This window comes from Enterobacter dykesii, assembly GCF_008364625.2.
GTDB classification, from domain to species: Bacteria; Pseudomonadota; Gammaproteobacteria; order Enterobacterales; family Enterobacteriaceae; genus Enterobacter; species Enterobacter dykesii.
Window position 1 is genome coordinate 4,297,093 of sequence record NZ_CP126604.1, and the last position, 22,061, is coordinate 4,319,153.

At 54.8% G+C, this 22,061-nt stretch carries 14 protein-coding genes, 2 tRNA genes and 3 rRNA genes; 5 read left to right on the forward strand and 14 right to left on the reverse strand.

Annotated features, from left to right (window positions below; all coding sequences use genetic code 11):
- Nucleotides 1–127 precede the first annotated feature (127 nt).
- The 3 genes from bcsE to bcsG are packed head-to-tail and all read left to right on the forward strand — an operon-like array spanning nucleotide 128 to nucleotide 3,553.
- Nucleotides 128–1,690 (forward strand): cellulose biosynthesis c-di-GMP-binding protein BcsE, encoded by a 1,563-nt coding sequence (gene bcsE, locus F0320_RS20540; protein ID WP_126330559.1) that lies wholly within the window; start codon nucleotides 128–130, stop codon nucleotides 1,688–1,690.
- Nucleotides 1,684–1,881, forward strand: a complete 198-nt coding sequence (bcsF, locus tag F0320_RS20545; protein WP_024908822.1) for a cellulose biosynthesis protein BcsF — start codon at nucleotides 1,684–1,686, stop codon at nucleotides 1,879–1,881. Before bcsE ends, bcsF begins: the two co-directional genes overlap by 7 nt.
- Nucleotides 1,874–3,553: a cellulose biosynthesis protein BcsG gene (gene bcsG / locus F0320_RS20550; RefSeq protein ID WP_149323924.1), complete on the forward strand. Its 1,680-nt coding sequence runs from the start codon at nucleotides 1,874–1,876 to the stop codon at nucleotides 3,551–3,553. The genes bcsF and bcsG overlap by 8 nt, the downstream gene beginning before the upstream one ends.
- 48 nt (nucleotides 3,554–3,601) lie before the next feature.
- Here bcsG and F0320_RS20555 read toward each other — a convergent pair whose 3' ends face one another.
- The 12 genes from F0320_RS20555 to pepQ form a co-directional block, all read right to left on the reverse strand.
- Nucleotides 3,602–4,594: a glycosyl hydrolase family 8 gene (locus F0320_RS20555; RefSeq protein ID WP_149323923.1), complete on the reverse strand. Its 993-nt coding sequence runs from the start codon at nucleotides 4,592–4,594 to the stop codon at nucleotides 3,602–3,604.
- Between the two features lie 16 nt (nucleotides 4,595–4,610).
- Entirely contained in the window at nucleotides 4,611–5,573 is a 963-nt protein-coding gene (gene birA / locus F0320_RS20560) for a bifunctional biotin--[acetyl-CoA-carboxylase] ligase/biotin operon repressor BirA (RefSeq protein WP_126330554.1), read from the reverse strand.
- Complete coding sequence (gene murB / locus F0320_RS20565) at nucleotides 5,570–6,598, reverse strand: UDP-N-acetylmuramate dehydrogenase (protein WP_126330552.1); 1,029 nt, start codon at nucleotides 6,596–6,598, stop codon at nucleotides 5,570–5,572. Before murB ends, birA begins: the two co-directional genes overlap by 4 nt.
- 124 nt (nucleotides 6,599–6,722) lie before the next feature.
- Nucleotides 6,723–6,838 (reverse strand): 5S ribosomal RNA (gene rrf, locus F0320_RS20570).
- Nucleotides 6,839–6,905: 67 nt separating this feature from the next.
- Nucleotides 6,906–9,811, reverse strand: a 23S ribosomal RNA gene (locus F0320_RS20575).
- Between the two features lie 170 nt (nucleotides 9,812–9,981).
- A tRNA-Ala gene (locus F0320_RS20580) sits at nucleotides 9,982–10,057 on the reverse strand.
- A gap of 42 nt (nucleotides 10,058–10,099) precedes the next feature.
- A tRNA-Ile gene (locus F0320_RS20585) sits at nucleotides 10,100–10,176 on the reverse strand.
- Between the two features lie 69 nt (nucleotides 10,177–10,245).
- A 16S ribosomal RNA gene (locus F0320_RS20590) occupies nucleotides 10,246–11,785 on the reverse strand.
- The 16S, 23S and 5S rRNA genes sit together here with 2 tRNA genes alongside, the layout of an rRNA operon.
- A 354-nt stretch (nucleotides 11,786–12,139) precedes the next feature.
- Complete coding sequence (gene hemG / locus F0320_RS20595; RefSeq protein WP_032662851.1) at nucleotides 12,140–12,685, reverse strand: menaquinone-dependent protoporphyrinogen IX dehydrogenase; 546 nt, start codon at nucleotides 12,683–12,685, stop codon at nucleotides 12,140–12,142.
- Nucleotides 12,686–12,695: 10 nt separating this feature from the next.
- On the reverse strand, nucleotides 12,696–14,147 hold the full coding sequence (trkH, locus tag F0320_RS20600; protein ID WP_047652239.1) for a Trk system potassium transporter TrkH: 1,452 nt from the start codon (nucleotides 14,145–14,147) through the stop codon (nucleotides 12,696–12,698).
- Nucleotides 14,148–14,188: 41 nt separating this feature from the next.
- Nucleotides 14,189–14,803, reverse strand: a complete 615-nt coding sequence (locus F0320_RS20605; RefSeq protein ID WP_063442062.1) for an IMPACT family protein — start codon at nucleotides 14,801–14,803, stop codon at nucleotides 14,189–14,191.
- Nucleotides 14,803–16,134, reverse strand: a complete 1,332-nt coding sequence (pepQ, locus tag F0320_RS20610; RefSeq protein ID WP_045888442.1) for a Xaa-Pro dipeptidase — start codon at nucleotides 16,132–16,134, stop codon at nucleotides 14,803–14,805. Before pepQ ends, F0320_RS20605 begins: the two co-directional genes overlap by 1 nt.
- Before the next feature lie 190 nt (nucleotides 16,135–16,324).
- On the opposite strand from pepQ, the gene fadB reads away from it, so the two are divergent.
- Nucleotides 16,325–18,514 carry a fatty acid oxidation complex subunit alpha FadB gene (gene fadB, locus F0320_RS20615; RefSeq protein WP_126331107.1) on the forward strand — a complete coding sequence of 730 codons (2,190 nt, stop codon included), beginning with the start codon at nucleotides 16,325–16,327 and terminating at the stop codon, nucleotides 18,512–18,514.
- 9 nt (nucleotides 18,515–18,523) lie between these two features.
- Nucleotides 18,524–19,687 carry an acetyl-CoA C-acyltransferase FadA gene (gene fadA, locus F0320_RS20620; RefSeq protein ID WP_126331105.1) on the forward strand — a complete coding sequence of 388 codons (1,164 nt, stop codon included), beginning with the start codon at nucleotides 18,524–18,526 and terminating at the stop codon, nucleotides 19,685–19,687.
- 125 nt (nucleotides 19,688–19,812) lie between these two features.
- Here the strand turns inward: fadA and fre are convergent, their stop codons facing one another.
- The gene (fre, locus tag F0320_RS20625; protein ID WP_008501516.1) at nucleotides 19,813–20,514 is read right to left on the reverse strand and encodes an NAD(P)H-flavin reductase; all 702 of its coding nucleotides are present in this window, start codon (nucleotides 20,512–20,514) and stop codon (nucleotides 19,813–19,815) included.
- 42 nt (nucleotides 20,515–20,556) lie between these two features.
- Nucleotides 20,557–22,047, reverse strand: coding sequence for a 4-hydroxy-3-polyprenylbenzoate decarboxylase (gene ubiD, locus F0320_RS20630; RefSeq protein WP_161785596.1), 1,491 nt, complete (start codon nucleotides 22,045–22,047; stop codon nucleotides 20,557–20,559).
- Nucleotides 22,048–22,061 lie beyond the last annotated feature (14 nt).

Here is a 22,061-nt window from a genome sequence, read left to right on the forward strand (position 1 = left end):
GCTTCCTGCCCTGACAAATTTCATTTACATGCTAAATCTGATGTTCTTTAATTTCAATGTTAGGTTTATTTCTACGCTTTCGCTAGTAAACTGAGATACAGATAAATTAGACGAAAAGAGGGACACCGTGGACTCCATATTTTCTATTGGCATCCAGTCATTATGGGACGAATTGAGCCACATGCCAGTCGGAGGAGTCTGGTGGATTAATACGGACCGTAATGAAGATGCTATCAGTCTGGTAAACCAGACAATTGCTGCTCAGGATAAGGATTCCCGCGTGGCCGTCATTAGCATGGGCGAAGAGCCGAAGAACATTATCACGCTTGAAAGTGACCGCGGCCCCCAGACGGTGCGATTATTTTCCATGACATCGGAAGCCGATAGTCTATACTTTTTGACCCGCGACGTTCAGTGCTCTATTGACCCGGATCACTATTTAGTGATCCTTAAATGTGCAAATAACGTTCTGCAAAATATACCTGCGGAAAAACTGCTGTCGTGGCTGGAAAAAATCAATAAATGGGCAAAATTTCAAAATTGCACGCTTCTGGTCGTCAATCCCGGCAGTAATAATGACAAGCTGTTCTCACTTTTAATGGCCGAATATCGCTCCCTGTTCGGTCTGGCAAGCGTGCGCGACCAGGTGGGCAGCTATCTTTACGATATTGCATTCTGGTGTAATGAAAAAGGCGTGAGCGCCAGGCAACAGCTTACGCTGAAACATATCGAGGGCGAGTGGCACCTGGCGCAGCAGGAAGAAACCGTGGTGCAGCCGCGCAGTGACGAAAAACGCATTCTTAGCCATATCGCTGTTTTAGAGGGGGCGCCCGCCCTGTCGGAAAACTGGACATTGTTTGATTCTAACGAAGCCCTTTTCCATGAAGCCCGCACAACCCAGGCGGCAACCCTTATTTTCTCGCTGATGCAGAATAACCAGATTGAGACGCTGGCACGACAAATCCACACCTTACGCCGCCAGCGCGGAAGTGCGTTGAAAATCATCGTGCGCGAAAATAATACCAGCCTGCGCGCCACCGATGAGCGCCTGCTTCTGGGCTGCGGCGCCAATATGGTTATTCCCTGGAATGCGCCGTTGTCCCGTTGCCTGACGCTTATCGAAAGCGTTCAGGGCCAGCAGTTTAGCCGCCACGTACCGGAAGATATTTCCACGCTGCTCTCCATGACGCAGCCGATGAAGCTGCGTGGGTACCAAAAATGGGATACCTTCTGCGACGCCGTGGGCAACATGATGAACAACACGCTTCTTCCTGCAGACGGAAAAGGGGTCATGGTTGCCCTGCGTCCTGTACCGGGTATTCGCGTTGAACAGGCTCTCACCCTATGTCGCCCGAACCGTACAGGGGACATCATGACCATTGGCGACAATCGCCTGGTGTTGTTTTTGTCCTTCTGCCGGGTAAACGATCTCGATACGGCGCTTAACCACATCTTCCCTCTACCTACCGGGGATATTTTCTCGAACCGTATGATTTGGTTCGAAGATAATACGATTAGCGCGGAGCTGGTGCAGATGCGTGCGCTCCAGCCTGAACAATGGGCCAAACCGCTCGCTATCACGAGCGATGCCAAACCGATCCTCAATGCCAGACATGATGGACACGTCTGGCGTCGAATTCCGGAACCCCTTCGCTTATTAACAGACAACGCGGAGAACGCATCATCATGAATATCAGCGATATCATTCAACTGGTTATATTCTGTGCGCTGATCTTTTTCCCGCTTGGCTACTACGCGCGCCATTCCATACGCCGTATCCGTGATACGGCCAGAGTGCTGTTTATAAAACCTCGCTATGTAAAACCAGCCGGAACACTGACACGGGCATCACACGTCAAGGCAGACCGAAAACATGACTAATTCTACCTATACCGCTTCGTCACCCTCGCCGCTCTGGCAGTACTGGCGCGGCCTTTCCGGCTGGAACTTCTACTTTCTGGTGAAGTTTGGTCTGCTGTGGGCAGGCTATCTGAATTTCCATCCCCTTCTCAACCTCGTGTTTATGGCCTTCCTGCTGATGCCGCTGCCGAATATCAGGCTGCATCGCTTACGCCACTGGGTCGCTGTACCTGCCGGCTTTGCGCTGTTCTGGCATGATACCTGGCTACCGGGGCCGGACAGCATTATGAGCCAGGGGTCGCAGGTGGCGGGCTTCAGTGCAGACTATATCCTTGACCTGACCGAGCGCTTTATTAACTGGCAGATGATTGGCGCGGTATTTGTGCTGCTGGTTGCCTGGCTGTTCCTGTCACAGTGGATCCGCGTTACGGTGTTTGTCGTCGCGATTATGATCTGGCTTAACGTGCTGACGCTGGCTGGGCCCAACTTTTCGCTGTGGCCTGCAGGTCAACCGACCACCACGGTAACCACCACCGGGGGAAGCGCGGCGGCAACCGTCACAACGGCAGGCGATACACCTGTGGTGGGCGATATCCCAACCCAGACCGCGCCGCCGACCTCTACCAACCTGAACGCCTGGCTCTCCAGTTTCTATACCGCGGAAGACAAGCGACAAACTAAATTCCCGGATGCGCTGCCGGCAGATGCTCAGCCGTTTGAACTGCTGGTGATCAACATCTGCTCTCTCTCCTGGGCCGACGTGGACGCCGCCGGTTTGATGTCTCATCCGCTGTGGTCACACTTCGACATTCAGTTTAAAGATTTCAACTCTGCCACCTTGTACAGCGGCCCGGCGGCGATCCGCCTGCTGCGTGCAAGCTGCGGCCAGACATCGCATAAAAACCTGTATCAACCCGCCGGCAACCAGTGTTATCTGTTCGATAACCTCGCAAAACTGGGCTTTACGCAGCATCTGATGCTGGGGCATAACGGCCAGTTCGGTAACTTCCTGAAAGAGGTGCGCGAACAGGGCGGCATGCAGGCACCGCTGATGGATCAAACCGGTCTTCCCGTCTCTCTGCTGGGCTTCGACGGTTCGCCCGTTTATGACGATACCGCCGTCCTGCAGCGCTGGCTGCAGACCATCGAAAAAGACAGCAATCCGCGCAGCGCGACGTTCTTTAACACCCTGCCGCTCCACGACGGTAACCATTTCCCGGGCGTGAGCAAAACGGCTGATTATAAAGTGCGTGCGCAGAAGTTCTTCGACGAGCTGGACGCGTTCTTCACGGAGCTGGAAAAATCAGGCCGTAAAGTGATGGTGGTTGTGGTACCTGAGCACGGCGGCGCGCTGAAAGGCGACAGAATGCAGGTTTCGGGTCTGCGTGATATCCCAAGCCCGTCCATCACTAACGTGCCTGCAGGCATTAAATTCTTTGGGATGAAGGCACCGCATCAGGGCGCACCGATTGAGATTACACAGCCAACCAGCTACCTGGTGATTTCAGAACTGGTTGCCCGCGCCGTTGACGGGAAGCTGTTTGTGGAAGATAGCGTGAACTGGGATCAGCTCACCAGCAAACTGCCGCAAACGGCAGAAGTCTCAGAGAACGCTAACGCGGTCGTCATTCAGTATCAAAACAAACCTTACGTTCGCCTGAACGGCGGGGATTGGGTGCCGTATCCGCAGTAACACGGTATGACGTCCCTCTCCCCATCGGGGAGAGGGACAATCTCGACATTATTGCTGGGCGATCCACACCAGCATTTTCAGACTTGCCGAATAGTAGTCGTCTTTAGAGGTAATTTCGGGTTCACCGGAAGACTGCCCCATCGTAAAATCGCGTACAGCCAGCAAGCCGCCTTCCATCATGTAGGGCACATATTCGTTGGTCGTGACGTTAACCCAGGCGGGAGTTTGTTCCCGGGGAAACTGTCCGAACCAGGCCTTCCACGGCGTCAGCAGCGGGCTTTGCTTATCAGACCAGGCAACGTACAGCGGAACACGAATCGCGTCATAGCTCATTCGCGGCGGCCAGCCTTTAGCAGGAGCCAGCTTGCCACCTGATGCCAGTGAAACCCAGTCAGTGGGCAGATTCGCTTTACCCGAGCCCATTTTCCCCAGCAGGCGTTTCCCGTCCTTAATCAAATCACGCCAGATCGGCAAATGACTGCGTCTGGAGAAGGCCTGCCAGGCCGGAAACACGAAATAGGAAGGATTGAGGACCACGTCACCCTCAAGCTTAAACCCCTGGACGCCGGGCAGCATCACGCGGTAACCGGCATAGCGGATCACGCTGTGGTCAATCAGTGCTTTTGTAATTGCATCCGATGCGGCGCTGTAGCGTTTGTCATGCCAGCGTGCGTCGGCTTTCAGCAACGCCCAGGCAATCAGCACGTCGCCATCTGCAGCGTTGTTTTTGTCGGCGACCGGGTTGGACTCTGCGGGATTATAGCGCCAGTAAAACAGACCATTTTCTTTGTTCTTCAGCTGACTGTCTGTCCATTGCCAGAGCTTATCGAACGTGGCTTTATCGTCGTTGGCCACCGCCATCAGCATGGCAAAACCCTGACCTTCCGTATGCGATACGCCGCCATTGCCGGTATCAACAATACGGCCTTCCGGTTTGAAAAAGCGGGCCTTGTAACTCTCCCAGGCCCGATCCGCATGAGAGAGAGGCGAGAACAGCAGACTCATCATGACGGCCAGCGTCGCGCACACGGGTTTTCGCATAATTAACTCGATCCGGTTATTCGGCACTTCTCAGTGAAATCTCACCGCCCATCCAGGGTTTGATCACGCCATCCTGCTCCAGGAGCAGCGCGCCCTGTGCGTCAATACCGCGGGAAATTCCGTAGATCTCTTTATCACCAATCAGCAGTTTCACCGGGCGGTTGATAAAGTTATCCAGCTTTTCCCAACGAGACAGGAACGATGCCAGTCCTTCCTGCTCAAAAAGCGTGAGTGAACTGCGCAACTCTTTAATCATACGCACGGCAAGGGTGTTACGATCGATGACGATCCCCGCCTCCTGGAGGTTAGTCCAGGCCTGATTCACCACATCATTTTGTACATTGCGCATCACCATGTTGAGGCCTGCGCCGATGACGATTTGCGCCGCATCGCCCGTTTTTCCCGTCAGTTCGACCAGAATACCGGCAAGTTTACGATCGTTGAGGTAAAGGTCATTAGGCCACTTAACACGTACTTTATCCGCCCCCAAATCGTGCAGCACTTCCGCCATGACGATGCCGATGACCAGACTCAGGCCAATAGCAGCGGCCGGGCCCTGATCGAGTCGCCAGTACATGGACAAATAGAGGTTAGCGCCAAATGGCGAAAACCATTTGCGACCGCGACGGCCGCGACCGGCCTGTTGATATTCAGCAACGCAGGCATCGCCGGATGTCAGCTCAGGCAGACGATCCAGAAGATACTGGTTCGTCGAATCAATCACCGGCAGCACCGCAACATTGCCGTGTCCGATCTGGCTGCGGATCGCTTCTTCATTCAGCAATTGAATCGGCTCCGGCAGGCTGTAGCCTTTTCCGGGAACCGTGAACACATCAACACCCCAGTCGCGAAGCGTCTGGATATGTTTATTGATAGCAGCACGGCTCATGCCAAGCTGTTCACCCAGCTGCTCGCCAGAATGAAACTCGCCGTCAGCAAGGATGCTAATCAGGGTTAAGGGAATGGTATTGTCCTTCACGCGATAGCCTCCACGGCATTAACTTCACCTGTGCAGCCAATGAAGCGAACTTCTGGCTCCAGCCAGACGTTAAATTTTTCGCCCACACGCTGACGAACATAATGAGCCAGCTGTACAACATCATCGCTGGTCGCATCGCATTGATTAATCAGCACCAGAGCCTGCTGCTGGTGAACGGCAGCACCGCCTACTGAAATGCCTTTTAGCTGGCATTGATCGATAAGCCATCCCGCGGCAAGCTTCACGCTGCCATCCGCCTGAGGGTAATGTGGCGCGGCTGGCCATCCTTCAAGAAAGACTTTTGCATTTTCGCTGCTGATAACCGGGTTTTTGAAGAAACTGCCTGCGTTTCCATTTACTTTTGGATCGGGAAGTTTGGTCATCCGCATATGGCAAACGGAATCAAAAACGTCACGGGCGGTTACGGTAGCCGGATCGAGACGCGTTAAATCCCCGTAGGTCAACACCGGCTGCCAGTTCTTCGACAGGCGCAGACCCACGGCGACAATCACGTAGCGATCCTGATATTCATGCTTGAAGATACTGTCACGATAGCCAAACCGGCACTGTTCCGCCGTTAAACGCTTTGCCGTTCCGGTCGCCAGTTCGATGCAGTCGACATATTCGCAGACATGTTTCAGTTCGAGGCCGTAGGCACCGATGTTTTGAATAGGTGACGATCCGGCGCAGCCTGGAATAAGCGCAAGGTTTTCCAGGCCCGGCATCCCTTTTTCGAGGGTAAATTGCACCAGCTGATGCCAGTTTTCTCCGGCACCCACGTGCAGGTGCCAGCTATCGGCACGCTCTTCCACATCAATTCCCATGATGCGGTTAACGATCACCGTTCCCGCAAAATCATCGAGAAACAGGACATTACTTCCTTCGCCCAGAATCAGTACGGGTTCGTTATTTTCAGTTGCGCTTTGCCATGCATCCAGCAGTTGCTGTGCAGTATCGGCACGTACAATTTGATTGGCATTGCGTTGAATGCCAAAGGTATTCCAGGGCTTAAGGGAGTGGTTCATAGACGCTATCCTGATGCAAAAACGCAGGTAGTTTACCGTATAAGCAGGGCGTTGGGGGATTAGTTTGTGCAGCGTATAAACGCAAAAAGGCCATCCTTTCGGATGGCCTCTTCACTTAATTGATGCCTGGCAGTTCCCTACTCTCACATGGGGAGACCCCACACTACCATCGGCGCTACGGCGTTTCACTTCTGAGTTCGGCATGGGGTCAGGTGGGACCACCGCGCTAAAGCCGCCAGGCAAATTCTGTTAATCTGTATCAGGCTGAAAATCGTGTCTCTCTTCGCCAAAACACCTTCGGCGTTGTAAGGTTAAGCCTCACGGTTCATTAGTATCGGTTAGCTCAACGCATCGCTGCGCTTACACACCCGACCTATCAACGTCGTAGTCTTCAACGTTCCTTCAGGACCCTTAAAGGGTCAGGGAGAACTCATCTCGGGGCAAGTTTCGTGCTTAGATGCTTTCAGCACTTATCTTTTCCGCATTTAGCTACCGGGCAGTGCCATTGGCATGACAACCCGAACACCAGTGATGCGTCCACTCCGGTCCTCTCGTACTAGGAGCAGCCCCCCTCAATTCTCCAGCGCCCACGGCAGATAGGGACCGAACTGTCTCACGACGTTCTAAACCCAGCTCGCGTACCACTTTAAATGGCGAACAGCCATACCCTTGGGACCTACTTCAGCCCCAGGATGTGATGAGCCGACATCGAGGTGCCAAACACCGCCGTCGATATGAACTCTTGGGCGGTATCAGCCTGTTATCCCCGGAGTACCTTTTATCCGTTGAGCGATGGCCCTTCCATTCAGAACCACCGGATCACTATGACCTGCTTTCGCACCTGCTCGAGCCGTCACTCTCGCAGTCAAGCTAGCTTATGCCATTGCACTAACCTCCTGATGTCCGACCAGGATTAGCTAACCTTCGTGCTCCTCCGTTACTCTTTGGGAGGAGACCGCCCCAGTCAAACTACCCACCAGACACTGTCCGCAACCCGGATTACGGGTCTACGTTAGAACACCAGCCATTAAAGGGTGGTATTTCAAGGGCGGCTCCACGCAGACTGGCGTCCACGCTTCAAAGCCTCCCACCTATCCTACACATCAAGGACCAGTGTTCAGTGTCAAGCTATAGTAAAGGTTCACGGGGTCTTTCCGTCTTGCCGCGGGTACACTGCATCTTCACAGCGAGTTCAATTTCACTGAGTCTCGGGTGGAGACAGCCTGGCCATCATTACGCCATTCGTGCAGGTCGGAACTTACCCGACAAGGAATTTCGCTACCTTAGGACCGTTATAGTTACGGCCGCCGTTTACCGGGGCTTCGATCAAGAGCTTCGCGTTACCGCTAACCCCATCAATTAACCTTCCGGCACCGGGCAGGCGTCACACCGTATACGTCCACTTTCGTGTTTGCACAGTGCTGTGTTTTTAATAAACAGTTGCAGCCAGCTGGTATCTTCGACTGATTTCAGCTCCACCCGCAGGGGCTTCACCTACATATCAGCGTGCCTTCTCCCGAAGTTACGGCACCATTTTGCCTAGTTCCTTCACCCGAGTTCTCTCAAGCGCCTTGGTATTCTCTACCTGACCACCTGTGTCGGTTTGGGGTACGATTTCGTGTTACCTGATGCTTAGAGGCTTTTCCTGGAAGCAGGGCATTTGTTACTTCAGCACCGTAGTGCCTCGTCATCACACCTCAGCGTTAAAAAGGTACCGGATTTACCTGGAACCTCCGCCTACATGCTTAAACCGGGACAACCGTCGCCCGGCTAACATAGCCTTCTCCGTCCCCCCTTCGCAGTAACACCAAGTACAGGAATATTAACCTGTTTCCCATCGACTACGCCTTTCGGCCTCGCCTTAGGGGTCGACTCACCCTGCCCCGATTAACGTTGGACAGGAACCCTTGGTCTTCCGGCGAGCGGGCTTTTCACCCGCTTTATCGTTACTTATGTCAGCATTCGCACTTCTGATACCTCCAGCAACCCTCACAGGCCACCTTCAACGGCTTACAGAACGCTCCCCTACCCAACAACGCATAAGCGTCGCTGCCGCAGCTTCGGTGCATGGTTTAGCCCCGTTACATCTTCCGCGCAGGCCGACTCGACCAGTGAGCTATTACGCTTTCTTTAAATGATGGCTGCTTCTAAGCCAACATCCTGGCTGTCTGTGCCTTCCCACATCGTTTCCCACTTAACCATGACTTTGGGACCTTAGCTGGCGGTCTGGGTTGTTTCCCTCTTCACGACGGACGTTAGCACCCGCCGTGTGTCTCCCGTGATAACATTCTTCGGTATTCGTAGTTTGCATCGGGTTGGTAAGCCGGGATGGCCCCCTAGCCGAAACAGTGCTCTACCCCCGAAGATGAGTTCACGAGGCGCTACCTAAATAGCTTTCGGGGAGAACCAGCTATCTCCCGGTTTGATTGGCCTTTCACCCCCAGCCACAAGTCATCCGCTAATTTTTCAACATTAGTCGGTTCGGTCCTCCAGTTAGTGTTACCCAACCTTCAACCTGCCCATGGCTAGATCACCGGGTTTCGGGTCTATACCCTGCAACTTAACGCCCAGTTAAGACTCGGTTTCCCTTCGGCTCCCCTATACGGTTAACCTTGCTACAGAATATAAGTCGCTGACCCATTATACAAAAGGTACGCAGTCACACCACGAAGGTGCTCCCACTGCTTGTACGTACACGGTTTCAGGTTCTTTTTCACTCCCCTCGCCGGGGTTCTTTTCGCCTTTCCCTCACGGTACTGGTTCACTATCGGTCAGTCAGGAGTATTTAGCCTTGGAGGATGGTCCCCCCATATTCAGACAGGATACCACGTGTCCCGCCCTACTCTTCGAGTTCACAGCCTGTGTGCTTTCGTGTACGGGACTGTCACCCTGTACCGTGCGACTTTCCAGACGCTTCCACTAACACACAAGCTGATTCAGACTCTGGGCTGCTCCCCGTTCGCTCGCCGCTACTGGGGGAATCTCGGTTGATTTCTTTTCCTCGGGGTACTTAGATGTTTCAGTTCCCCCGGTTCGCCTCGTTAACCTATGTATTCAGTTAACGATAGTGCAACGAATTGCACTGGGTTTCCCCATTCGGACATCGCCGGGTCAAAGGTTCATATCACCTCGCCGGCGCTTTTCGCAGATTAGCACGTCCTTCATCGCCTCTGACTGCCAGGGCATCCACCGTGTACGCTTAGTCGCTTAACCTCACAACCCGAAGATGTTTCACTTCTGATTGCGAAAATTTGAGAGACTCGAACACACATAACATGTGTGTCGTTTCAATTTTCAGCTTGATCCAGATTTTTAAAGAGCAAAACTTCGCAGTGCACCTTTTCAGGTTCACTCTGAAGTTTTCTTGGGTTCGCAGTAAAAGATGGTGGAGCTATGCGGGATCGAACCGCAGACCTCCTGCGTGCAAAGCAGGCGCTCTCCCAGCTGAGCTATAGCCCCATCGTTTGCAATCTCTGTACCGCTCATCCTTTAAAAGGAGTCTGGTAGGCCTGAGTGGACTTGAACCACCGACCTCACCCTTATCAGGGGTGCGCTCTAACCACCTGAGCTACAAGCCTGCAGAGATTTTTACTGCTGTTTTTCATCAGACAATCTGTGTGAGCACTACAAAGGCAGGTTCTTTAAGGTAAGGAGGTGATCCAACCGCAGGTTCCCCTACGGTTACCTTGTTACGACTTCACCCCAGTCATGAATCACAAAGTGGTAAGCGCCCTCCCGAAGGTTAAGCTACCTACTTCTTTTGCAACCCACTCCCATGGTGTGACGGGCGGTGTGTACAAGGCCCGGGAACGTATTCACCGTAGCATTCTGATCTACGATTACTAGCGATTCCGACTTCATGGAGTCGAGTTGCAGACTCCAATCCGGACTACGACGCACTTTATGAGGTCCGCTTGCTCTCGCGAGGTCGCTTCTCTTTGTATGCGCCATTGTAGCACGTGTGTAGCCCTACTCGTAAGGGCCATGATGACTTGACGTCATCCCCACCTTCCTCCAGTTTATCACTGGCAGTCTCCTTTGAGTTCCCGGCCGGACCGCTGGCAACAAAGGATAAGGGTTGCGCTCGTTGCGGGACTTAACCCAACATTTCACAACACGAGCTGACGACAGCCATGCAGCACCTGTCTCAGAGTTCCCGAAGGCACCAAAGCATCTCTGCTAAGTTCTCTGGATGTCAAGAGTAGGTAAGGTTCTTCGCGTTGCATCGAATTAAACCACATGCTCCACCGCTTGTGCGGGCCCCCGTCAATTCATTTGAGTTTTAACCTTGCGGCCGTACTCCCCAGGCGGTCGACTTAACGCGTTAGCTCCGGAAGCCACGCCTCAAGGGCACAACCTCCAAGTCGACATCGTTTACGGCGTGGACTACCAGGGTATCTAATCCTGTTTGCTCCCCACGCTTTCGCACCTGAGCGTCAGTCTTTGTCCAGGGGGCCGCCTTCGCCACCGGTATTCCTCCAGATCTCTACGCATTTCACCGCTACACCTGGAATTCTACCCCCCTCTACAAGACTCTAGCCTGCCAGTTTCGAATGCAGTTCCCAGGTTGAGCCCGGGGATTTCACATCCGACTTGACAGACCGCCTGCGTGCGCTTTACGCCCAGTAATTCCGATTAACGCTTGCACCCTCCGTATTACCGCGGCTGCTGGCACGGAGTTAGCCGGTGCTTCTTCTGCGGGTAACGTCAATCGACAAGGTTATTAACCTTATCGCCTTCCTCCCCGCTGAAAGTACTTTACAACCCGAAGGCCTTCTTCATACACGCGGCATGGCTGCATCAGGCTTGCGCCCATTGTGCAATATTCCCCACTGCTGCCTCCCGTAGGAGTCTGGACCGTGTCTCAGTTCCAGTGTGGCTGGTCATCCTCTCAGACCAGCTAGGGATCGTCGCCTAGGTGAGCCGTTACCCCACCTACTAGCTAATCCCATCTGGGCACATCTGATGGCAAGAGGCCCGAAGGTCCCCCTCTTTGGTCTTGCGACGTTATGCGGTATTAGCTACCGTTTCCAGTAGTTATCCCCCTCCATCAGGCAGTTTCCCAGACATTACTCACCCGTCCGCCGCTCGTCACCCGGGAGCAAGCTCCCTGTGTTACCGCTCGACTTGCATGTGTTAGGCCTGCCGCCAGCGTTCAATCTGAGCCATGATCAAACTCTTCAATTTAAGTTTGATGCTCGTGAATTAAACTTCGTAATGAATTACGCATGTTCACTCAGAGACTTGGTATTCATTTTTCGTCCGAGGACGTTAAGAATCCATGTCACTTTGAGTGCCCACACAGATTGTCTGATAAATTGTTAAAGAGCAGTGCCGCTTCGCTTTTCGCTGCGGCGCGGGGTGTGCATATTACGCTTTCCCGCTTCAGAGTCAAGCGTTTATTTTCGCTTTTCTCTCCTGACCCGGCGGCGTGTGTGCCGTTGTTCCGTGTCAGTGGAGGCGCATTATAGGGAGTTATTCCGACGTGACAAGCATAAAATACAAAAAACTTTTCGTTCGCTCACTTTTCAAACTTAACGCTTATTTATGTCGCGAATCGCCCGTTAAATGTGCGATTTCCCGCGCAAAACTGGCCACCTGCGACCAGTCGGTATAAACCACTTCTTTACGCGTATCGGTTTCACCCCCGGTCATCTTCATAATCAGGCGGATCATAAAGCGGTCATACCAGCGGTAGCGAGGATAGCGCAGCGCGCCGGCAAAGACGGCGCACAGGTCTGGCTGCCACGGCGAGCCGAGTAAAAACTTGCGCGTGTAGCTGTTCGTTTGTGGCGTACGCTTCTCGGCTTTACGTGCGACCAGGTTGACCGAGTAAAACGCACCGGGCAATTTGTTGAGTACCGCCGTGTGCTTTTTCACAAAGCGATCCAGCGCCGGATGGAAATGCCCGTAACGAATTGACGCGCCAATTACCACGCGATCGTACTCCTGCCAGGCTATCTGCTCCGCACGGTTCAGGTTCACCACATCAGAGTAAATACCCAGCTCTTTTAATTCCGACGCCAGATAAGCGGCAATCTCACGCGTTTGCCCGTCTCGCGTAGAGAAAAGAATCAATGTTTTCATCAACGGCTCCTTACTCGCGCCAGAATGTAGGGGTGAACAGCACCAGCAGCGTAAAGACCTCAAGACGACCAAACAGCATATTGGCGATGAGGATCCATTTCGCGACCGGGTTCATGCTGGCAAAGTTATCCGCCACAACGCCCAGGCCGGGCCCGAGGTTATTCAATGTTGCTACGACGGACGCAAAGGCGGAGAAATCATCCACCCCCGTCGCGATAATCGCCAGCATGCTGACGATAAAGACCAGCGCATACGCCGAGAAGAATCCCCACACCGCTTCGAGGATACGTTCCGGCAGCGCGCGGTTCCCCAGCTTAATGCTGTAAACCGCGTTAGGGTGGACCAGGCGCTTCAGCTCACGGTTCCCCTGCTTAAACAGCAGCAGAATACGAATCACCTTCAGACCGCCGCCCGTAGACCCCGCACAGCCCCCGATAAATGCCGAGCATAACAGCAGCACCGGCAGGAACAGCGGCCAGCGCGCGATGCTATCCGTGGTAAACCCGGCGGTCGTCGCCATCGATACCACCTGGAAGAACGCCTGATTTAGCGTAGTCAGCGCGGAGTTGTAAACATTATGGAACCACAGCACCAGGGTACAGATGATCACCAGCGTCAGCTGGACGCCAATGAACATGCGGAACTCTGGGTCACGCCAGTACACCTTCAGGCTGCGCCCGCTCAGTAAAGAGAAGTGCAGACCGTAGTTACAGCCTGAAATCAGCAGGAAAATGGCAATGATGGTGTTAATCGTTGGGCTGTCGAAGTATCCGACGCTGGCATCGTGGGTGGAAAACCCGCCGATAGCAATCGTCGCAAAGCTGTGTCCGATGGCGTCGAAAGCCGGCATCCCGGCAAACCATAGCGCCAGCGCACAGGCCACCGTCAGTAATACATAGATAAGCCAGAGGGTTTTCGCCGTCTCGGCAATACGCGGACGCATCTTGTTATCTTTCAGCGGCCCGGGCATTTCGGCGCGATAAAGCTGCATGCCGCCAACGCCCAGAATAGGAAGAATAGCCACTGCCAGGACGATGATCCCCATCCCCCCGAACCACTGCAGCATCTGACGATAAAAGAGAATGGCGTGCGGGAGTGAATCCAGCCCCACCAGCGTCGTCGCCCCGGTGGTTGTTAAACCGGAGAACGATTCAAAAAAGGCATCCGTGATGCTCAGGTTAGGCTGTTCAGAGAAGATGAAGGGCAGCGAACCAACGCTTCCCAGCACCGTCCAGAACAGGACCACAATCAGAAATCCTTCGCGAGATTTCAGCTCACCTTTCTGACGACGGTTTGGCCACCACAGCAGCGAGCCGATCGCCAGCGCGACAAAGAAGGTCTGGGTAAATGCCCGTCCCGCGCCGTCCCGATAGATAAGCGCCACCAGTCCTGGGAGAATCATCGTCCCGGAAAAGAGTATGACCAGCAGTCCAACGATTCGGGTTATGGCACGAAAATGCATCTCTGCCGCTTCCTTTGGTATTCATAAAAGTGAGGTGGGGATTATTCTTCAATCGGCAGCAATTGCAACGAACCACGACTAAAATCAGCCAGTTTTGCTGAAAAAGCAGCCAGCTCCGCCTGCGGAAGCGCCACGCGTAATTGCACCATTGCCTGATATTCACTGTGCGCGATGACGCCGTTAAACTGTTTGAGCAGCGTTTCAATGCCCGATAGCTGAGCGTAATCGCACAACAAAGTATATTCGGTGAGCGGCGTTTTGCGGATAGTTGTGAGCATATTCAGTGCCTGCTGAACTCCGCCGCCATAGGCTTTTACCAGCCCACCCGTGCCCAACAGGATGCCGCCGTAGTAGCGCACCACCACGGCGGTAATTTCACCCACGCCGCTGCCCATCAGCTGCGAAAGCATGGGTTTACCGGCCGTGCCCGCCGGTTCACCGTCGTCGGAAAACCCCAGCTGTTGTGAATCGTCCGGCGGCCCTGCCACCCACGCCACACAGTGGTGACGCGCGTCAGGATGCTCAGCCCGAACGGATTCGACAAACGCCTTTGCCGCCTCTACGCCGTCGGTATGCGCCAGCAGCGTAATAAAGCGGCTTTTCTTGATTTCCTCAACAAAGGTGACCGGTTCAGCCGGTATCAGCCAGCTTTCCATCAGGCCAGCTTCAGGTCTCGCGTCATATTCTCAATACCGTTTTCGTGAACCACCACGTTATCTTCGATGCGAATACCGCCAAACGGCTTCAGCGCGTCAATTTTTTCCCAGTTGAAGTGCTTGCTGAACTGCCCTTCACGCCACGGCGCCAGCAGGGATTCGATAAAGTAGATCCCCGGTTCAATCGTCAGCACCATACGCGGCTCCAGAATACGGGTGCAGCGCAGGTAAGGATATTTAGACGGTGCCGCCAGGTGCGTGCCGGTGTCATCCTGCATAAAGCCCGCAACGTCGTGAACCTGCAGGCCCAGCGGGTGGCCGATACCGTGCGGCATAAATGGCCCGGTCAGATCGTTTTCGACCATCGCCTCTTCGCTCATGTCTTTCACAATCTGATGCTTACGCAGCAGTTTAGCGATGCGCTGATGGAACTGGATGTGATAATCCACATAGCTGGTTCCCGCCTTCATGGTGGCAATCAGCGCCAGCTGTTCATCGTTCACGTCTTTAATCAGCTGCGCGAAATCGGTATCCGCATTCGCCGCCCAGGTACGGGTCAGGTCGGCCGCGTAACCGTTGTACTCGGCGCCTGCGTCAAGCAGGAAGCTGCGCATCTCCGACGGAACGTGGTGATCCAGTTTGGTGTAGTGAAGCACGGACGCGTGCTCGTTCAGCGCGACGATATTGCTGTACGGCACGTCGGTATCACGGTGGCCCGTCGCGGTCAGATAGGCCTGATTGATGTCGAACTCGCTCATCCCCGACTGGAACGCTTCATGCGCGGCACGGTGACCGTTCACCGCCGTTTTTTGCGCTTCACGCATGCAGTAAAGTTCGTAGTCGGTTTTATACGCGCGATAATAGTGCAGGTAATCCAGCACGCCTTTCGGATTGAGTTTGTCTGCCGGAATATCCAGACCCAGCGCGCGCTCCGGAACAGGGCCAATATAGGCGATGTTGCCCCGCGCGGCAGGCAGCTGGCTGCCAATGCCGTCCGCTTTCGGCAGTGCAATCACATCAATCTCTTCCGTCCAGAAAGAGGTCGGCAGCGGCTCTACGTTGTGCCAGTAATCGACCGGCAGGTAGAACCACAGCTTCGGCTTGTTCACGCCATCCACCAGCAGCCAGCAATTTGGAACCTGAGTCACCGGCACCCAGGCTTTAAACTGCGGGTTCACCTTAAACGGATAAGCGTGGTCATCCAGAAAGGTATTCATCAGCTCGCCGGAGTGGATCAGCAGCGCATCCAGCTTAAAGCGGGCCAGTACATCGCGGGTACGTTCCTGTAGGGTAACGATATGATTTTTATAAAGCGAAGCCAGTGAGTCCATCATTCTTCCTTTCGTTTTTTTGACCTCAAGTCATCGCATCTTAGCACACCTCACTCCGGCTGCGTGATTTCCACCGACCGTGATCAATGCAGCAATTTCTTAATGAGTAATTTGCATTTTATTAACATAAATCCCACACTCCGATTCATCTGGTATGACCAGATCCAATTGCTGGATTCAGGAGACTGACATGCTCTACAAAGGCGACACCCTGTACCTCAACTGGCTGGAAGATGGCATTGCCGAACTGGTGTTCGATGCCCCCGGCTCAGTGAACAAGCTTGATACCGCGACGGTGGCCAGTCTTGGCCAGGCGCTGGATGTTCTTGAAAAACAACCTGAATTAAAAGGGCTGCTGCTGCGTTCGAACAAAGCGGCCTTTATCGTCGGTGCCGATATCACCGAGTTTCTTTCGCTGTTCCTGGTCCCGGAAGAACAGCTGAGCCAGTGGCTGCACTTTGCCAACAGCGTCTTTAATCGTCTGGAAGATCTGCCTGTCCCGACCATTTCCGCCGTTAACGGCTACGCGCTGGGCGGCGGCTGCGAATGCGTACTCGCGACCGACTACCGTCTGGCGACACCGGACCTGCGCATCGGCCTGCCGGAAACCAGGCTGGGCATCATGCCGGGCTTTGGCGGCTCCGTCCGTATGCCGCGCATGCTCGGTGCCGACAGCGCGCTGGAAATCATTGCGGCAGGTAAAGATGTTGGTGCAGAACAGGCTCAGAAAATCGGCCTGGTCGACGGCGTCGTGAAGCCTGAGAAACTGGTTGAAGGCGCACTCGCCATTCTGCGTCAGGCCATTAACGGCGATCTCGACTGGAAAGCCAAACGCCAGCCGAAGCTGGAGCCGTTAAAACTCAGCAAGATTGAAGCCACCATGAGCTTCACCATCGCCAAAGGCATGGTGATGCAGACGGCGGGTAAACACTACCCGGCGCCGATCACGGCGGTGAAAACCATTGAAGCGGCTGCTCGTCTCGGACGCGATGAAGCGCTGAAGCTCGAAAATCAAAGCTTTGTCCCGCTGGCGCACACCAATGAAGCTCGCGCGCTGGTCGGTATCTTCCTCAACGATCAGTTTGTGAAGGGTAAAGCCAAGCAGCTGACCAAAAACGTTGAGACGCCAAAACATGCGGCGGTACTCGGCGCGGGCATTATGGGTGGCGGCATCGCTTACCAGTCGGCCTGGAAAGGCGTGCCGGTAGTGATGAAAGACATCAGCGAGAAATCCCTGACGCTGGGCATGACCGAAGCGGCCAAGCTGCTGAATAAACAGCTGGAGCGCGGAAAAATTGACGGGCTGAAGCTTGCAGGTGTGATCTCCACCATTCAGCCCGTGCTGGAATACAGCGGTTTCGACCGTGTGGACGTAGTAGTCGAAGCCGTCGTCGAGAACCCGAAAGTCAAAAAAGCGGTGCTGGCAGAAACGGAAGATAAAGTTCGTCCTGAGACCGTGCTGGCCTCTAACACCTCCACCATTCCAATCAGCGAACTGGCGAGCGTGCTGAAGCGTCCGGAAAACTTCTGCGGGATGCACTTCTTCAACCCGGTACACCGTATGCCGCTGGTCGAAGTGATCCGCGGGGAAAAAACCTCTGACGAAACCATCGCTAAAGTGGTGGCATGGGCGAGCAAGATGGGCAAAACGCCGATCGTTGTTAACGACTGCCCGGGCTTCTTCGTCAACCGCGTGCTGTTCCCTTACTTCGCCGGCTTCAGCCAGCTGCTGCGCGACGGTGCGGACTTCCGCAAAATCGACAAAGTAATGGAGAAACAGTTCGGCTGGCCGATGGGCCCGGCGTATCTGCTGGATGTGGTCGGCATTGATACCGCCCACCATGCTCAGGCGGTGATGGCGGCAGGCTTCCCGCAGCGTATGCAGAAAGATTATCGCGACGCCATTGACGCTTTGTTCGATGCTAACCGCTTCGGCCAGAAAAACGGCCTGGGCTTCTGGCGCTATAAAGAAGACAGCAAAGGCAAACCGAAGAAAGAAGAAGATGCCGCGGTGGATGGCCTGCTGGCCGACGTCAGCCAGCCAAAACGTGACTTCACCGACGATGAAATCATCGCCCGCATGATGATCCCGATGATCAACGAAGTGGTGCGTTGCCTTGAAGAAGGCATCATCGCCAGCCCGGCAGAGGCCGACATGGCGCTGGTGTACGGCCTGGGCTTCCCTCCGTTCCACGGCGGCGCGTTCCGCTGGCTGGACACGCTCGGCAGCGCCCGCTATCTCGATATGGCTCAGCAGTATCAGCACCTCGGCCCGCTTTATGAGGTGCCGGAAGGGCTGCGTAACAAAGCGCGCCATAACGAACCCTACTATCCAGCAGTTGAGCCAGCCCGTCCGGTTGGCGAGCTGAAAACGGCTTAAGGAGTCACAATGGAAAAGGTTGTCATTGTTGATGCGATTCGCACCCCGATGGGCCGTTCAAAAGGCGGTGCATTCCGTAACGTGCGTGCGGAAGACCTCTCCGCGCATCTGATGCGTAGCCTGCTGGCGCGTAACCCGGCGCTGGATCCTGCTGCGCTGGACGATATCTACTGGGGCTGCGTGCAGCAGACCCTGGAGCAAGGTTTCAACATCGCCCGTAACGCGTCGCTGCTGGCGGAGATCCCGCATTCGGTTCCGGCCGTCACCGTCAACCGCCTGTGCGGTTCGTCAATGCAGGCTCTGCACGACGCGGCGCGGATGATCATGACCGGTGATGCGCAGGCCTGCCTGGTGGGCGGCGTTGAGCACATGGGTCACGTGCCGATGAGCCACGGGGTCGATTTTCATCCTGGCATGAGCCGTAACGTGGCGAAAGCCGCGGGGATGATGGGCCTGACCGCCGAGATGCTCTCTCGTCTGCACGGCATCAGCCGTGAAATGCAGGATGCCTTTGCCGCACGCTCTCACGCTCGCGCATGGGCGGCGACGCAGTCCGGTGCCTTTAAGAATGAGATCATCCCGACCGGCGGCCACGACGCTGACGGCGTACTGAAGCAGTTCAGCTACGACGAAGTCATCCGCCCGGAAACCACCGTAGAAGCACTTTCTACCCTGCGCCCTGCGTTTGATCCGGTCACCGGTACGGTAACGGCAGGTACTTCGTCGGCGCTGTCCGACGGTGCCGCCGCGATGCTGGTGATGAGCGAAAGTCGTGCCCGCGATCTGGGCTTAACGCCTCGCGCTCGGGTACGTTCGATGGCGGTCGTGGGCTGCGATCCTTCAATCATGGGTTACGGCCCGGTTCCGGCCTCGAAGCTGGCGCTGAAAAAAGCGGGATTAGCCGCCAGCGACATCGACCTGTTTGAAATGAACGAAGCGTTCGCCGCGCAGATCCTGCCGTGTATTAAGGATCTGGGGCTAATGGAGCAGATCGACGAGAAGATTAACCTCAACGGCGGCGCGATCGCCCTCGGTCACCCGCTGGGCTGCTCCGGGGCGCGTATCAGCACGACGCTTATCAACCTGATGGAACGCAAAGATGCCCAGTTTGGCCTGGCAACGATGTGCATCGGGCTGGGTCAGGGTATCGCGACGGTGTTTGAGAGAGTGTAAATCAGGAAAAGTATCTCAAAGCCAATGACGTCAGAACGAACGCAGCCAACGCAGTTATGGCGTCATTGGCGAAGAGAAAGAGTTTAGTTGCCGTTCTTCCCGCCTGTCAGGGGCGGGTTTTTTATTTAGATAAACGCAAAAGCATCGCCGAACAGGCGGTCTTCACGCGCGTCACGTTCGTTACAGAACAGGTCGCGGGCAATTTTCGCCATCTCGAAACGGCCAGCGATATAGATATCGTGCCCTGCCAGCGTGCCATGATCCTGCAGCACCGCCGTCAGCACCGTCCCGCTACGACCACGCCAGCCCTCTTCCGGCTGCTCAACCACCGGCTCAATGCGCAGGTTAGGATGGGTTACGCTCAGCGCTTCCAGTTCAGACAGGTCGTACAGATGTTTCTCTTCGCGGCCACCCCAGTAGATCGTGATATCACGGTCCGGGTTACGCGCCAGGGCGGTCAACAGAATAGAGCGCACATAAGAGAAGCCCGTACCGCCAGCGATCAGGATCAGCGGACGGTCTTCGTCATCGCGCAGCCACGCATCGCCGTGCGGAATATCCACCACGATTTCACGTTCCTTCAGGATCCGATCCATCACCGCCATCGCATACAGGTTAAGCTCTGACGCACCAATATGAAGCTCAATAAATTCCTGCTCCGCTGGCGTGGAGGCCATGGAGAAAGGACGCTTATCACGCTCATCCATCACGACCATCAGGTACTGACCCGCGCGGAAAGAGAATGGCGCTTCTGGCACTAAACGGACGCGATATACGGTGTCGGTGATGGCATCTACCGAGGTCACTTTACAGCTTAAGGTTGTCATTCGCTCTCTCTGTCGGGAAGTCTATAGGGCTTAACGGTCAGCTCAGGGTTTACCGTTATTCATTATGGCCAGCTCGTCCCAGATCGCGTCAATGCGCGCGGTCACAGCAGGATCTTTTTTGATCGGGCGACCCCATTCACGGTCGGTTTCGCCAGGCCATTTATTTGTGGCATCCAGTCCCATCTTTGAGCCAAGACCGGAAACCGGCGAGGCAAAATCCAGGTAATCTATCGGCGTGTTTTCGACTAACACCGTATCGCGCGCCGGATCCATTCGCGTGGTGATGGCCCAGATTACGTCATTCCAGTCGCGGGCGTTAACGTCATCATCGCAGACAATAACAAATTTGGTATACATAAACTGGCGCAGGAAAGACCATACGCCCATCATCACGCGTTTAGCATGACCAGGATACTGCTTCTTCATCGTGACCACCGCCATGCGATACGAGCATCCTTCAGGCGGCAGATAAAAATCAACAATTTCCGGGAACTGCTTTTGCAGGATCGGCACAAACACTTCATTCAGCGCCACGCCCAGCACCGCCGGTTCATCCGGTGGACGTCCGGTATACGTGGAGTGATAAATCGCATCTTCACGCTGCGTAATATGCGTCACGGTAAACACCGGGAAGTTATCCACTTCGTTGTAATAGCCGGTGTGGTCGCCGTAGGGGCCTTCTGGCGCCATTTCACCCTGCTCGAGGTAACCTTCCAGCACAATTTCCGCACTGGCCGGAACTTCGAGATCGTTAGAGATACACTTCACGACTTCGGTTTTCGTTCCGCGCAGCAGGCCTGCAAATGCATATTCAGAGAGTGTATCCGGCACGGGTGTGACGGCTCCCAGAATGGTGGCCGGATCGGCGCCTAAGGCGACAGACACCGGGAAGCGTTCCCCCGGATGCGCAGCGCACCACTCCTGGAAATCCAGCGCGCCGCCGCGATGCGACAGCCAGCGCATGATGAGTTTATTCTTGCCAATCAACTGCTGGCGGTAAATACCGAGGTTTTGCCGCTCTTTGTGCGGGCCGCGCGTAACGGTCAGCCCCCAGGTAATCAGCGGCGCGGCATCTTCAGGCCAGCACTGCATAATAGGGATTTTAGTCAGATCTACCGCATCGCCTTCCAGCACTTTCTGCTGACACGCCGCGCCGCGCAGGCGTTTGGTGGGCATATTCAGCACCTGCTTAAACTGCGGCAGTTTGTCGAACAGATCGCGAAAGCCCTTCGGTGGCTCCGGCTCTTTCAGAAACGCCAGCAGTTTACCGACTTCACGCAGCGCAGAGACGTCTTCCTGCCCCATTCCCAGTGCAACACGACGCGGGGTGCCAAACAGGTTGCACAGCACCGGCATGGAGTAACCTTTCGGATTTTCAAACAGTAATGCGGGGCCACCGGCACGCAGGGTGCGGTCAGCAATTTCTGTCATTTCCAGATAAGGATCGACAGGAAATGTAATACGTTTGAGTTCACCCTGCTTTTCCAGCAGCGTCAGGAAGTCGCGGAGATCGTGGTATTTCATGCAGTTAATCATGGCCTCTCTGT